Here is a 13,712-nt window from a genome sequence, read left to right on the forward strand (position 1 = left end):
TGCGCCAGCCCCCACGCGCCGACGAACGTGCCCGCCGTTTCCGCAGCAGTGAGGTCTAGCATGAGGCTGATTGCGCCGTTGGTCGTCACGCCGGAGGCTAGTCCAAAAATCAGCATCGCCAGGTTCAGCATCCGAGGATTGGCCGAAAAGCCCGCCAGAATAATCAGCAAAAAGCTGGCGGCGACAGCATAGCAGCCCAGTTTTGCGGTGCGGTGCTTGCCAATGCGCGGCACGATCAGAAAGCCCGTCGTGGCAATGCCGATCAGCGTGCCCAGTCCCCAAAAGGCGTTGAGCCGGGTAGATTCGGCAATGGACATGCCAAACACTTCGCCGCCATAGGGTTCCAGCACCGACTCTTGCAGAAACAGGCTGAGGGTCATCATCATCAAAAAGCTGAAGAATAGCCCCGTCTGGCGGCTAGCGGTTAGCACCTTGAGCGATCGCCCCAGGGTAATGCTGTCTTCACGATCGGCAATCATCGAGCGCGATCGATAGCGCGAAAAGGTCTTTTCAACGCCCCAGGTGGCGATTAGCGTCAGCCCAAACACGATCGCTGGAATGATCAGAAAGATCCGGTTAATCGAAGCCCGCACTAGGTCCAGGGGTGCGTCCGAGTCGATCTGTCGCAGCAGCCCGCCAGAGGCGATCGCCCCCACAATAATTCCCACCATCAGCATCGACCAGACAATGCCCACCAACTTCGGGCGGTTGTCTTCATCCGACACATCCACCAGCAGCGCCGTAAAGGGCGTAGAACTGGCGCTAATGGCCAGCCCATACAGCGCAAACACCAGCGCCAGCAGCGCAATCCACGCATAGGTCGCAAAGCCCCAGCCCGCTGCCTGGATGCTGTCGTTTAGCCGCCACACCACCTGCACCGCCAGAAACGAAGCCGTGGTAAACAGCGCCGCCCCTAGCCAGACATAGCCCGTGCGGTGGCTCTGGCCCAGCGGTTTGGAATCGGACAGTTGCCCAAACCACACCCGCGATGGCGCGACAAACTGGTTCATGGCGATGGTCGCCGCTACGATGGTTGCGGGCAGGGCCAGTTCTTTGATCATGACGCGGTTCAGCACGCCCAGCGTCAGCAGCGACATAATGCCCAGGCCCATCTGAAACAGACCCAGCCGAAACATGGTGGGTAGCCCCAGCTTGACCGTCGGTTGAGCCACTGCCGAGCTTATAAACTCTCCTTTAGCCATGAATGTGTCCTAGCAAGTTCATCAAGTAAAAGAGTCAGGGATGGCGGGGACCGTGATCGATAGTGCGGCGGGTGACGGGGGACGAGAGGACGATGAGCGTGGTCACCTGGCTATTGGTGAATCGGTCGATCAGGGATTCTAGATGGGCCACGGAGGCTACGGCGACCTTGGCAATGTAATCGTCGCTGCCCGTGACGCGGTGGCACTCCAGCACTTCGGGCATGGCCTGGAGGCGATCGCTCAGGCGGGCAAACTCGCCCGGAAATGACTCGATTCGCATAAACGCGATGATGCTATAGCCCAGTTTAGACAAATCCAGTTCGACGCGATAGCCCGTAATGATGCCCAACTCCTCCATGCGGCGGATGCGATCGACCACCGCCGGAGCCGACAGCCCCACGCGCCGCCCCAGTTCGCTGTAGGACAGCCGCGCATCGTCTTGGAGCGATCGCAGCAGCGCCCAGCTTGTGTCATCCAGGAGCTTTTCTGTTTCTAAGCTCATAGGGCAAAAACTGCTTTGTTTTTAAGTTTGTTAAGCGGTTCCACCTTTGGTTCAGGCTGTGCATTCCTAAATCTACCTTCTATTCTAGATATAGAAGGTATTCCACGGATGGATATTCCTAATTTGAGTAGGACTTATGCAGTTGGACAATTTCTTGCGGGCGCAGCCCGCGAGAAATTGTCCGAAAACTGAGCTTATCGCAAGTGTACAAGTCCTGTTGAGTTCAGTTTGGAGGTTGAACTTATGAAATCGATCAATCTCTTTACGCCGATTGCTCATGGCTTTGAGGTTCTGTTCCGTGGGAAAACTCAGTCCGTGTCATCGCAACGCACGATGCAGCCATCCGATGACCTCGCTACTCAACTCACGTTGAGTCTGAAGCAGCTTGAACAGTTCAAAGCAGCCGCGACGACTCAGTTTACTCCCACGGCGGATTCCGCTCAGCGCCAGCGCAATGCATGGCAGGGATTTGTTCGTTGGTTGACCCAAGCGCCAGAACTGCGCGTCTGGCAGACCCGACATGCCAGCGGGCAGGTGGACTGGCACGCCTACGATCCAGAGCGCGATCGCCACTTTTCGACCGATTCTGAAGACGAAATGCGGCGCTGGATCGAGGCACGCTACGCAGGATAAAGAGAGCAGGGGCTGACCCCTAATCTCCAAAATGCTGAAACCCCTGGTCGAGACGGAGAGACTCATCGGGGGTTTCGCCCGTTTCGTCTCGCAAGATCACATCGTGGCCGGGAACAATCTCGCCGACGATGGCGGAACCCGGCAAACGAGACTGGAGCGCCTGGGCGATCGCCCCCGGCAGGCACATCACCAGTTCAAAGTCTTCGCCGCCATACAGCGCCCAGGCGATCGCCTGCGGTTCTCCCACCCAGTCCACTAGACCCACGGGGAGCGGAATCTGGCGGCGATGCAGCACCGCGCCCACGCCGCTGGCCCGGCAGATTTGCAGCACCGCGTCGGCGAGTCCATCGCTGCTGTCCATCGCAGTGGGCGGGGCAGTTGAGGGGATGAAGCGCCCTTTCCCGTCAGTCTCCCCCTCTCCTACTGCCCCGCAGGCCCGCAGCAGCGGCATCACATCCAGCCGGGGCAGAGGACGCTGATGGGCGCGGATCAGGGCAGCGCGATCGCCCTCGGTGAGGCCCTCGCCTTGCTCAGGATGAATCAACAACTCCAGCCCAGCGCGAGAGGCTCCGTGGGGGCCTGTGACCCAAATTGCGTCGCCCGGTCGGGCCGTGGTGCGGCGCAGGACATGGCCGGGGTCTACTTCGCCAAAGGCGGCGATCGCCACGGTAAACACGGGCGATCGGCAGAGATCCCCGCCGACAATCGGCGTGTTGAATTGGCTCAGACAGTCGGTCATGCCTTGATAAAGCTGCTCGATCCAGTCCACAGGCAGGTCACCGGGCAGCCCCAGCCCCACGGTAATGCCCAGCGGCGTAGCGCCCATCGCCGCCAGATCCGACAGGTTCGCCGCTACGGCCCGCCAGCCCGCATCCGTAGGCGACGTGGTGACCATCTCCGGCGAGGCCAGCCCAACGCTAAAGTGAACGCCATCCACCAGCAGATCTTCGGTGACCACGAGCGATCGCCCCGGCGAAACCGTTAGCAGGGCCGCATCGTCACCAATCATCCCCGCCGGGCAAAAGGTCTGGATGCGGCGGAGCAGGCCCTGTTCGCCGAGGTGTTTGACTTGCAAGGATTCGGATACCATCAGAAAAGCGGATTGGCAAGAGTGGGAATGCAATTTATCGATCAGGCGGAAGTCGAAGTTGAGGCCGGAAAAGGCGGCGATGGGCTGGTGGCCTTTCACCGGGAGAAATACGTTCCCGCAGGCGGGCCGTCGGGCGGCAATGGCGGGCACGGCGGCTCGGTGATTTTGGAAGCAGCGACGGATTTGCAGACGCTGCTCGACTTTCGCTATGCCCGCAAGTTTAAGGCAGAAGACGGGCAGCGCGGCGGCCCGAAGAATATGACCGGGGCTTCGGGGAGCGATCGCCTAATTCGCGTCCCCTGCGGCACGATGGTTTACGATGCCGAAACCGGCGAACAGCTTGGCGATTTGGTGCAGCCCGGCCAGCGGCTTGTCGTCGCCAAGGGTGGCAAGGGCGGGCTGGGCAACAAGCATTTTCTCAATAACTTTAACCGCGCCCCAGAGAAGGCCCTGCCAGGGCTTCCGGGTGAACAGCGCCTCATTCGCCTGGAGCTAAAGCTGCTGGCAGAGGTGGGCATTATTGGTCTGCCTAATGCGGGCAAGTCTACGCTGATTTCGGCGCTGTCGGCGGCGCGACCCAAAATTGCCGACTATCCCTTCACAACGCTGGTGCCCAACTTGGGGGTCGTCCGCAAGCCCACGGGCGACGGCACAGTGTTTGCCGACATTCCAGGGCTGATCGAGGGGGCACACTTGGGCACGGGGCTGGGGCACGACTTTTTGCGACACATCGAGCGGACGCGCGTGCTGCTGCACCTAATTGACGCGACACAAGACGACCCGATCGCTGCTTACCAGGTGATTCAGGACGAACTGGAAGCCTATGGCCGTGGCCTGCCCGATCGCCCCCAAATTTTGGCGCTGAACAAGGTGGAGGCGCTGGGGGGTGAGCGGGAACGGGTGGAGGCGATCGCCGCTGAACTGCACCGCCTTAGCGGACTGCCCGTGTTCCAGATTTCTGCGGTGGCCCAAGTGGGCCTGGAGGCGCTGCTTCAGGAAGTCTGGCGCGTGCTGGATGGCGTAGAGGTGGAAGTTTGACCTAGCAGGCTATGACAGTTAGTTATGACAGTTAGTAAAGATTACAGTTAGTAAAGAAGGTCAAGAATGTTCACGTACTTAACCTCGACCCTTTTTGTCCCGCTTGTGCGGCGATCCAGTAGCGTGTGTCTCGTTCGATGAAGTGGATTGTCCACCCCTCGCACTCACTGGGGGGAAGGTTCTCGCCCACGCGAGTGTAGACCTCATCTCCTTCCACTGTGAGTTCTGCTGTCTCTGGCGCAGTCGGTGACCATTGGCTGAGCTGGTTGGCTAAACGCTCCTCCCACCGCAGAATCGTGGAGTGAGATTTGCCAAAAGACCGCCCAGTTGCTCGTAACCCCCATTCCTTCAGTGCGGACATTCATTGCCAGCGTCACAATCACTGTACAGTATTCAAGACTGTACAGTATTCAAGAAATTGAGGAGGTTCGCAGTCGCGCCATCGGGGTGCCAGTGCGGTCGTTGAATTGCTTGCGGCAGGCTTTTCATACATATTTTTGCATACATATTTTTTTGCATACATATTTCCGACATTCCGCAGGTTGACTTTAAATTATGAGTATGCTTCCAAATCCTGTTTTTCAGAAGCGCCTATTGACAAGACTTGTGGGTATCAACGCTAAAGTTCATGGCTGTGTAGAAATGTTGCGATAGAAATCTGTGTTAGAAAAGTACATATTTTCGGGTTGCTTGTCCATAAGACTTTCAGCGATCGGCAGGGCAACGCACAACTAAAAATATCTGTCAACCTGCGGAATATAGGCCCAAACAATCCTGGTTGTTGATTTGCCGTACTTTCTAGAAACACAGTCTTGCTCAAGTACGGTTGGCTATGTCCACTGACTATTTCACCTATTTTGCATGGTGTGAAAGAGCTTGGACTGGTTCAGGCGTGCCATAAGACTTGATAAGGGCAACCATGTAACCTATCTAAGTGATAAAACCTGCGTGGTATCCGATCAGCAAAATAGAGCGGACTAACTACCGCTTCATTGCCCGCTGCATCTCTCGCTTGGCCTGCTTCTGCTTTAGGTCTTCGCGCTTGTCGTGCAGCTTTTTGCCGCGTGCCAGCGCCAGGGAAATTTTGACCCAGCCGCGCTTGAGGTACATTTTCAGCGGCACCAGAGTCAGGCCTTGCTGTTCGACTTTGCCGATCAGCTTGCGAATTTCCTGGCGGTGCATCAGCAGCTTGCGGGTGCGGCGGGGGTCGTGGTTGAAATATTGGCTGGCGGTGTCATGGGGTGAAATGTGGACATTGTGCAGCCACACTTCGCCGTTGCGGATGAGGGCGAAGCCGTCGCGCAGGTTGGCCTTGCCCGCCCGCACGGACTTGACCTCTGTGCCGACCAGCTCAATGCCGGCCTCGAAGGTTTCCAGAATCTCGTATTCAAACCGAGCTTGTCGGTTTTCTGCTACCACTTTGTAGCCGTCGCCGTTGTCTGCCATGCGCTCTCGCTCAAAATTACCCAACGCCTTGTGTTACTCGACCACGATTTTCCACTCGTGTAGCTCGTAGCTGACGCAGCCATTTTGCACTAGTGGGTCTTGCGCCACGATCGCCCTGGCTTCTTCCATCGAGTCTGCCTGAAACAGCAGCATTCCCCCGCCCCGCTCGGCCCAGTACCCGGTTTTAGCCTGATGCCCTTTGGCAATCAGGTCACGGACAAACTGCTTGTGGGCTGGCACAGATTGATCAAACGTTGCCTTGTCCACAAGCCCTTTTTCGATCTTGACGAACCAGGGCATGGTGAAGCTGCAAAGAAACAGAGGGGACAGGACGGCAGGAGACGGAACAAAGCGCGATCGCCCTACAGGGCGATCGTTTCGCTCATCATTGGCTCAGGGACTTGCTGCTCCACGCCCGAATGTCGGCCAAATGAATCGCCCGGACTTCCAGGATATCGCGATCGCCCACGTCTGGGGTTGTGCGCTGGGCTTAAGAAAACGTAGAGAAGGGCGATCGCCCAGGGTTCACATCCTGCGACTGGGGCGACACCTCTACTTCGGGTGCGGGGGGCGGCTCTGGCTGCGTCAATTCTGTCCAGAGCGATCGCCCAATCAGCGCCAAGATCCACGCCAGCAGCGCCAGCAGCACCCCATACAGCAGATTGGTGGCGCGTCCGCCAGACGCTTCAGCCTGTTCCCCGGCTTCCGACTCATCGACTGTGGCCGGGGCTGGCGGATGGGGAGCGCTCGCGGGGTAGGCAAAGGTATCCTCTGGCGGGGGCGGCGCAGGCGGAATGCCGTAGCTCCAGCCTTCCTCCAATTCCTCGCGGTTGAGGTCTGGTGACTGGGGCACAGTGCCAAACGAAGTTCCCGGATAGGCGCTGGGATCTAGCAGGATGGTCGCTTCATCATCGTCCTCCAGACCAAACGTGGTTTCGGGCAGCGGGTCTGGCTCGTTCTGCCAATCGGCTGCGGGCGCACCCAGGTCGAACTCGTCTGGCCCATCCAGCCCAAAGCCATCTCCGCCCGCCGCTTCTGCTTCAGAGGGCTGAAACTCTTCACTCTCCAAGCTTTCCAGCCCCAGCCCCAGGTTATCCATCTCGAAGCCACCGGACTCATCTAGGTCATCGACCAGCAGTTCCGACGGCAGCGTTTCTTCGCCAGAAGGCATCAGTTCCGTGGGAGCCGTTTCGTCTTCGAGGGTGAACTCGTTGGCTGGGGCACTGTCGTTGATGTTGTCAAAGGCAATCTCATCAAACTCAACGCCAGAAAGGGGTACGTCGAGAAAGTCAGGCGCATCTGGCTCATCGTCCCGAATTTCAGACGAGGGAATCTCGGTGGGCAGTTGCGAGAGGGGGATGTCTGAGGTTTCCTCAAAGGTTTCCTCAAACAAATTGGTATCCAGCAGGCCGTCCGAGCCATCGGCAGGGTCGAGATCATCCACACTGTCCACACTGTCCAGGTTATCCAGGCTATCCAGGTTGTCCAAATTCTCCAGATCAAAGCCAACATCACCCGCAGCAGCAGGCGGAGAGGATTCTGGGGCAATGCTATCTGCTGCCGACTCGAAGTACAGATCCTGGGCTTCTAGCTGTAGATCCTGCGCCAGTTCTAGGGACTCTGGGGCGATCGCCCGCGACCCCTCATCCTCCAACAGGCCCACCCCAGCAGCATCCAGCAGAGAGCTATTCAGCGTGACATCAATGGCAAATTCGGGCGGTAGCTCACTCAGCCAGGGCGCAGAATCTCCCGCAGGCGCAAAAATCGGCGCAGCAGGAGACTCTGCAAAATCCGCCGGGAAGGGCGCAGGAGCAGACTCGCGCCCAAAGGTTTCGTCAAATTCGCTGGGTTCCGCCATCGGCAGAGCAGTCTCCCAGTCGCCACTGGTCAATTCGTCGGTAGCAAACTCGCTGTTGGCAAACTCGCTGTTGGCAAACTCATTGTCCAACTCTAGTGCGTCTGGTTCTGCCGCTGCCTCGAACGTTGGTTCCGCAGGCTCCGCCGGATCGGCAGTAAAGTCTGACAGGTCTTCTCCGGTCAAGTTGCCAAACTCCAGATCAGCATCCCAATCATCACCGCCTTCGGTCGTCACGGGTGGCAGTTGGATGTCGTCCAGATCTAGGTCAAGGGACATTTCTTCGGCAACGTAGGGCGGTGGAGTTGGGGCTGGCTCGTCAAAGTCCGTAGAACTGCCGCCTTCGTCAAATGAGGATTCTGGTAGCAGGTCGTCAAACTGAGCTTCGGTTTCAAATCCAGCGGCGATCGCCCCCAAATCATCCTCCTCCTGCCAACTGTTCGTGGCCGGCTCGCCCGTCGCCTCCAGTCCTGCAAAATCCCCTTCCAGATCACCAGAATCACCAGACACAGAGGATTCGCTAAATAGCTCTGAACCGCTCGCGTCAAAGTCAAAATCGGCATCGCTCAGCGAAGCATCCTCAAAGTTCGGGCTACCGAATTCTGTGCCGAATTCTGTGCTGCCAAACTCGGTATTGCCAAACTCGGTATTGCCGAATTCTGTGCTGCCAAACTCGGTATTGCCAAACTCGGTATTGTCGAATTCTGTGCTACCCAGTCCCATATCACCAAACCCTGCATCCTCCGGGGTTGATGGGGCTGAGTCCCCAAAGTCCAGGTCTTCCAGACCCGACAATGGCTCACTGGCGCTTGACGGGGTGCTGAGTTCGTCAAAGTCCGTCAGCGGGAAATCGACCTGTTCAGGAGTCAGATCGAAACTGCTGTCCAACGTCGAACTAGATGGTTCCAGATCGGGCAAGCCAAGGTCAAACTCGTCCGCGTTATCCAATGGCTCCATCGAAAAATCGGATGAGAAATCGGACGACAAATCGGCAGATAGGTCAAACTCGCGTGGTTCCAGCCCCATGCCAGGACGGGATTCTTCATCTGCCGCATCGGTTCCCAAAAACTCATCGCCCATCTGCGCCAGGTCCCCTTCGAGAGAACCGAGATCGCTGAGCATGTCATCGGGCCCGTCGAGCGACCAATCTTGCGTCGATTCCAATGCATTGAGATCCGAGAGCAGCGCATCGCTTGACGGTTCGTGCATTTCTGCGTCGGCGGGTGTGCTAGTTTCAAAGGCGCTGTCGAAAGAACCCGTGCCCTGGTCAAATTCTGAAAAATCGCTCCCCAGATCTGGGGCAGGCAAGCTGCCTTCGAGTCCGTCCAGATCTTCCAGTCCGTCCAGTCCGCTTAGTCCCAGGTCGTTGTCTAGCCCCGCGCCAAGGCCGGTTTCTAGGGCATTATCTAGGTCATCAAAGGAGTCTAGCCCCAGATCGCCAGATTGCAAATCTGCCATCGGGTCGGGTTCTAGACCCGCACCCAAATCCAGATCTGCCAGCAGATCGTCGCCCAGATCGCCTGACAAGTCGCCTGAGCTCGTGTCGTCAGGGGCGATCGCCTCCAGCGAAAAATCCCCCGAAAAATCGTCGTCCAGAGCAGGCAAATCGCCCGATGCAAACTCCTCCTCAAAATCCAGCGAGGGGGGTTCCAACGACAAGCCCTCTGGCTCGAAGGTGTGATCCGGCGGCGCAGTCAGTTCTGAAAGAATATCGCCGACGGGGTTGGGGGCGGGCGCAATGTCGTCTAGCCCGTCGAGGGATATGCCTGCGTCGTAGGGCGGGGCAGTAGGCTCTGATGGCTCTAAATCACCCAGCCCTAAATCGTCCAAATCGGTGACCTCGATTTGTAAGTCCTGTGTCCAGGCAGGTTCGGCCATACCAAACTGCTGCCCGGCAATCTTGACCAACTGGATTGAGGACACACCCAGGTTGCTGATGCCGTTCTGCACAAACGCAGTAAGCACCTGGCGATTGGGCACCTGCTCTGCTTGCAGCGTGACGTACAGGCAGGTTCCCTGGCGATCGACCGAGGCGGTCATGCCGCGCGGCTGTAGGGAGCGATTCATGAGCGTGGCGATCGCCTGTGGGTCACCTTGCTTCGCGAGTTCAAGCAGGTTCGTTTGAGCCATATCTCATCCAGGTTGATCCGTCGCGTGATAACTTTTGCTCTACGATACTTGGAGATAGCCCAGCCGGATCGATTTTTTTATTGAACCCACTCTAGCCCACAGTCTAAAGTTGCTGCCTGCGATACCGTTTGGTGCCCTGGCTACCAGTGATTCTGTTAATAAGTTCAAGGAATACTTAATTAATCGTTATACATGCGCTGCTCTAAAACTGCCATTATCCGGCTCTTTGCCTGACTTGCCCACTCGCCCATCCACTTGCCAATCCCATGAGCATCGGATACCTTGCCTTCGTCCTCCACGCCCACCTGCCCTTTGTGCGCCACCCAGAGAGCGACTATGTACTCGAAGAAGAGTGGCTCTTTGAGGCGATTACGGAAACATATATCCCCTTGCTCCAGGTATTTGAGGGGCTGAAGCGCGATGGCGTTGATTTTAAGCTGACGATGAGCATGACACCGCCGCTGGTGTCGATGTTGCGCGATCCGCTGCTGCAAGAGCGATACGACATCCACCTCGCCAAGCTTGAAGAACTGGCGGAGATGGAAATCGAACGCAATGCCCACACGGGCCACATGAAGTATCTGGCAGAACACTATGCTGCGGAGTTTAACAGCGTGCGCCAGGTTTGGGAGCGCTGCAATCATGACTTGGTGGGCGCGTTCAAGGGATTTCTGGATTCCAACAACCTCGACATCATTACCTGCGGGGCAACCCATGGCTATCTGCCGCTGATGAAGATGTATCCGCAGGCGGTGTGGGCGCAAATTCAGGTGGCCTGCGAGAGCTATGAGGAGCATTTTGGGCGATCGCCCAACGGCATCTGGCTACCGGAATGCGCCTACTACGAAGGAGTCGAGCGGATGGTGGCGGATGCGGGTGTGCGCTACTTCATCACCGACGGCCACGGCATTCTCTACGCCCGCCCGCGCCCAAGATTTGGAACCTACGCGCCAATTTTCACCGAAACGGGTGTCGCCGCCTTCGGGCGCGATCACGAATCTTCGCAGCAGGTTTGGTCATCGGAAGTGGGCTATCCCGGAGCGCCAGAATACCGCGAGTTTTACCGCGATCTGGGCTGGGATGCCGAATATGAATACATCAAGCCCTACATCATGCCCAACGGCCAGCGCAAAAACGTCGGCATCAAGTATCACAAAATCACCGGGCGCGGGCTGGGGCTGAGCGACAAAGACCTCTACGATCCCTACTGGGCCAGAGAAAAAGCGGCAGAACACGCAGGCAACTTTGTCTATAACCGCGAACGCCAGGTCGAACACCTGCACGGCATCATGCAGCGCCCGCCGATCATCGTGTCGCCCTATGATGCCGAGCTATTCGGCCACTGGTGGTATGAAGGGCCCTGGTTCCTAGACTATCTCTTCCGCAAGTCCTGGTTTGACCAAAACACCTTCGAGATGACTCACCTCTCCGACTATCTCAAGGCGCACCCGACCCAGCAGGTCTGCCGCCCGTCCCAGTCAAGCTGGGGCTTCAAAGGCTTCCATGAATACTGGCTGAACGACACCAACGCCTGGATCTATCCCCATCTGCACAAAGCCGCCGAGCGGATGATTGACCTAGCGAAGCGCGAACCTGCCGACGACCTGGAATGGCGGGCGCTGAACCAGGCAGCGCGGGAACTGCTGCTGGCGCAATCCTCCGACTGGGCGTTTATCATGCGGACGGGGACGATGGTGCCCTATGCGGTGCGTCGGACGCGATCGCACTTGATGCGGTTCAACAAGCTGCGCGAAGACATCCTAGCGGGCAAAATCGACAGCGGCTGGCTGGAAAAAGTCGAGGCGATCGACAATATCTTCCCCAATGTGAACTATCGTGTCTACCGACCGCTCTAGTCGGGAAGACGGAGCCTTCAGGCTGTTTCATCTGCGAGAAACGGGCTATGAACTAGTCAGCCGAAGCGAGTTGCCTCAATTAGAAACCCTGGATATCGCCTTGTTGACTCAGTGTGTTCTGATGGGTCAGACTTCCCGCTTGGATGCTGCCAGAGCGTTTCAGCAGGGCATCCGCCGCGCTTCGTTCTAATGAGCTTAGGATGAGCTTTGTTTCGCAAATCTGCCCTAACTCAAGCAGCCAGATCAAGCGGCCAGTTGCAGCGTGCGGGAGGGCTGGCTGTCGGCGTGCAGCGCGGCAATGGGAGACAACAGCATATTCACGATTGGATCGCTCGACTCTAGCGTGCCCTCTTGGGTAATGTGGCAGGTCTTCCACCAGTCGGCCTTGTGGCGGTGCAGCGCCGCCAGCATTTGGGAATAGCGGCCGCCGCGCTCATCTACCACGCGGCACGACATCCGCAAATAGGACACGACTCTCAGTTGCAGAGGCACATCGGTCTGCTGAAGCTTTTGGCGGATGGTTTGCAATTTTGCGTCTAGGCGAGTCATGGCAATGTCCTCTTGTGGATTGGAGTTGGTTGGAGTGGATTGGAGTGGATTGGAGTGGATTGGAGTGGATTGGAGTGGATTGGAGTTGACTTTGATACGTTGAATGAGGCTAGGAGGTTAGCTGAAACTGGGAAATTCGGTCGAAAGCGGTATGCGTGTCTTGGAGCGATGATTCTTTTATAGGATTTTTCCTTGGAGACATCGATATGGAAAAGTTAGGGACTTTCAAGGGTTTACTGGGGGCGATCGCCCTACTGGAATGGGAAAAGTTAAGGTCGCTGAATTAAACCAACCGCCAAGACGAACAAACCGCCAAGACGAAGCACGGGTTGTGCAACCTCTCAGCGGTTCGCATGGATTCAGTTCAGAGATAGTGGACGATGGAATTCTGATGGAATTCTCTAGGCAGACGGACGCACCTCGCGAGCCAGTTCTCGGTAGTCGGCCGGGTCGCCGCCCGCTGCGGGCAAGCGGTCATCCTCCGAAGAGATGTTCACCTGTTCTGGCTGAGCCACCTCATGCTGAGGGGCGACCTGCTTTGCTGCTTCCTTGGGGCTGAGTGTGCCCTGGCTCATGGCTTGCGCCGCTGCATAGTCTTTGTCCAAATCCAGGTTTTCTTCGGGCGACTTTTCTTCACCTTCGGCGATCGCCGCCCTGGTTTCCCGCGCATCAAAGCTTTCGGTCTTGTCAGACACCGTGTTGGCGGGAACAATTGGTGTGGAATCGGTAGAGTCAGTAGTCATGATTAAACGCCTCATTTCGCAATGCTAGTACGCTATCAAGCCGCACTCAGCATCTCGAGTTCCCGGAGGCAGATTCCTGGCCTGTTTCTATGGGCAGAAAAATGGGCAGAAAATGAGCTTCTAATGAGCTTCTACAGGTGAAAAACTGGGCCCCCGACGCTCCTCATTCCCCCAGAATCCCACAGGACTGACGCACTTGCGATTAGCTCTTTGGGTTTTGAACACCTTCTCGCAGGCTACGCCCGCGAGAATTTATCAAACTTAAGTTCTATCCCAATTAAGCTGCTTGCTCTGGCTGGAGGCTGCGCTTGAGGATAATCATGCGATCGCCCACCACAGGACTGCGAGCCAGCAGCGTACCGTCTGGTGCAACCAGTTCCAGCTTGGTGAAATCCAGCCTCGTTGCCCGTTTCAGCAACTCTGCCGCAAGTTTATCCTGGCTGGCGGGCGACAGGGCATACCAGCCATCGCCCAGGTTCACCCTCAGGCGGCCGCTGCGGAAGCTGGCTTGGATGGTCTGGATCAGGTTTTCGCTGTAGGCATCGGTGACGCTGGTAATCTGCTCCTGGATCGCTGCCACCAAGGGCTGATCGGGCAAGGCCGGACGGGCGGGTGTGGCGGGTGTGGTGGGTGTGGGCAAGGGCAATGGCTGCGGCGGGGGCGTGGGC

13 protein-coding genes and 2 pseudogenes are annotated in these 13,712 nt (G+C 57.3%); 4 read left to right on the forward strand and 11 right to left on the reverse strand.

What is annotated here, in order from left to right; all coding sequences use genetic code 11:
- The 3 genes from IGS51_RS03495 to IGS51_RS22285 form a co-directional block, all read right to left on the reverse strand.
- The coding region (locus IGS51_RS03495) for a BCD family MFS transporter (protein ID WP_297075957.1) at positions 1–1,202 on the reverse strand (1,202 nt) is incomplete at its 3' end.
- Positions 1,203–1,236: 34 nt separating this feature from the next.
- On the reverse strand, positions 1,237–1,704 hold the full coding sequence (locus tag IGS51_RS03500) for an Lrp/AsnC family transcriptional regulator (RefSeq protein WP_297075959.1): 468 nt from the start codon (positions 1,702–1,704) through the stop codon (positions 1,237–1,239).
- A 118-nt stretch (positions 1,705–1,822) separates the two neighbouring features.
- Complete coding sequence (locus tag IGS51_RS22285) at positions 1,823–1,915, reverse strand: hypothetical protein (protein WP_367279246.1); 93 nt, start codon at positions 1,913–1,915, stop codon at positions 1,823–1,825.
- Positions 1,916–2,019: 104 nt separating this feature from the next.
- Between IGS51_RS22285 and IGS51_RS03505 the strand changes: the two genes are divergently transcribed.
- On the forward strand, positions 2,020–2,337 hold the full coding sequence (locus IGS51_RS03505) for a hypothetical protein (protein WP_297075962.1): 318 nt from the start codon (positions 2,020–2,022) through the stop codon (positions 2,335–2,337).
- A 19-nt stretch (positions 2,338–2,356) separates the two neighbouring features.
- Here the strand turns inward: IGS51_RS03505 and thiL are convergent, their stop codons facing one another.
- Positions 2,357–3,427 carry a thiamine-phosphate kinase gene (gene thiL, locus IGS51_RS03510; RefSeq protein WP_297075964.1) on the reverse strand — a complete coding sequence of 357 codons (1,071 nt, stop codon included), beginning with the start codon at positions 3,425–3,427 and terminating at the stop codon, positions 2,357–2,359.
- 27 nt (positions 3,428–3,454) lie between these two features.
- Between thiL and obgE the strand changes: the two genes are divergently transcribed.
- A complete protein-coding gene (gene obgE / locus IGS51_RS03515) occupies positions 3,455–4,465 on the forward strand; it encodes a GTPase ObgE (RefSeq protein WP_297075967.1) in 1,011 nt (336 codons plus the stop codon).
- A 79-nt stretch (positions 4,466–4,544) separates the two neighbouring features.
- Here the strand turns inward: obgE and IGS51_RS03520 are convergent.
- The 4 genes and pseudogenes from IGS51_RS03520 to IGS51_RS03535 all read right to left on the reverse strand — a co-directional run.
- A pseudogene (locus IGS51_RS03520) lies at positions 4,545–4,968 on the reverse strand (IS1 family transposase); the annotation flags it as partial.
- A gap of 478 nt (positions 4,969–5,446) precedes the next feature.
- Complete coding sequence (smpB, locus tag IGS51_RS03525; RefSeq protein WP_277772225.1) at positions 5,447–5,911, reverse strand: SsrA-binding protein SmpB; 465 nt, start codon at positions 5,909–5,911, stop codon at positions 5,447–5,449.
- Between the two features lie 33 nt (positions 5,912–5,944).
- Positions 5,945–6,211, reverse strand: coding sequence for a YciI family protein (locus IGS51_RS03530; RefSeq protein WP_172353862.1), 267 nt, complete (start codon positions 6,209–6,211; stop codon positions 5,945–5,947).
- 190 nt (positions 6,212–6,401) lie between these two features.
- On the reverse strand, positions 6,402–9,896 hold the full coding sequence (locus IGS51_RS03535) for a hypothetical protein (RefSeq protein WP_297075973.1): 3,495 nt from the start codon (positions 9,894–9,896) through the stop codon (positions 6,402–6,404).
- Between the two features lie 266 nt (positions 9,897–10,162).
- Here IGS51_RS03535 and IGS51_RS03540 point away from each other — a divergent pair, with 266 nt between their 5' ends.
- Positions 10,163–11,752 carry a glycoside hydrolase family 57 protein gene (locus IGS51_RS03540; RefSeq protein ID WP_297075975.1) on the forward strand — a complete coding sequence of 530 codons (1,590 nt, stop codon included), beginning with the start codon at positions 10,163–10,165 and terminating at the stop codon, positions 11,750–11,752.
- A complete protein-coding gene (locus IGS51_RS03545; RefSeq protein WP_297075977.1) occupies positions 11,733–11,942 on the forward strand; it encodes a hypothetical protein in 210 nt (69 codons plus the stop codon). The genes IGS51_RS03540 and IGS51_RS03545 overlap by 20 nt, the downstream gene beginning before the upstream one ends.
- Positions 11,943–11,995: 53 nt before the next feature.
- Here IGS51_RS03545 and IGS51_RS03550 read toward each other — a convergent pair whose 3' ends face one another.
- The 3 genes and pseudogenes from IGS51_RS03550 to IGS51_RS03560 all read right to left on the reverse strand — a co-directional run.
- Positions 11,996–12,301: a hypothetical protein gene (locus tag IGS51_RS03550; RefSeq protein WP_297075979.1), complete on the reverse strand. Its 306-nt coding sequence runs from the start codon at positions 12,299–12,301 to the stop codon at positions 11,996–11,998.
- A gap of 401 nt (positions 12,302–12,702) precedes the next feature.
- Complete coding sequence (locus tag IGS51_RS03555) at positions 12,703–13,044, reverse strand: hypothetical protein (protein ID WP_297075981.1); 342 nt, start codon at positions 13,042–13,044, stop codon at positions 12,703–12,705.
- A gap of 277 nt (positions 13,045–13,321) precedes the next feature.
- Positions 13,322–13,712 (reverse strand): annotated as a pseudogene (locus IGS51_RS03560) (hypothetical protein); the annotation flags it as partial.

This window comes from Thermoleptolyngbya sp. M55_K2018_002, assembly GCF_015295965.1.
In the GTDB taxonomy this organism is placed as follows: domain Bacteria; phylum Cyanobacteriota; class Cyanobacteriia; order Elainellales; family Elainellaceae; genus Thermoleptolyngbya; species Thermoleptolyngbya sichuanensis.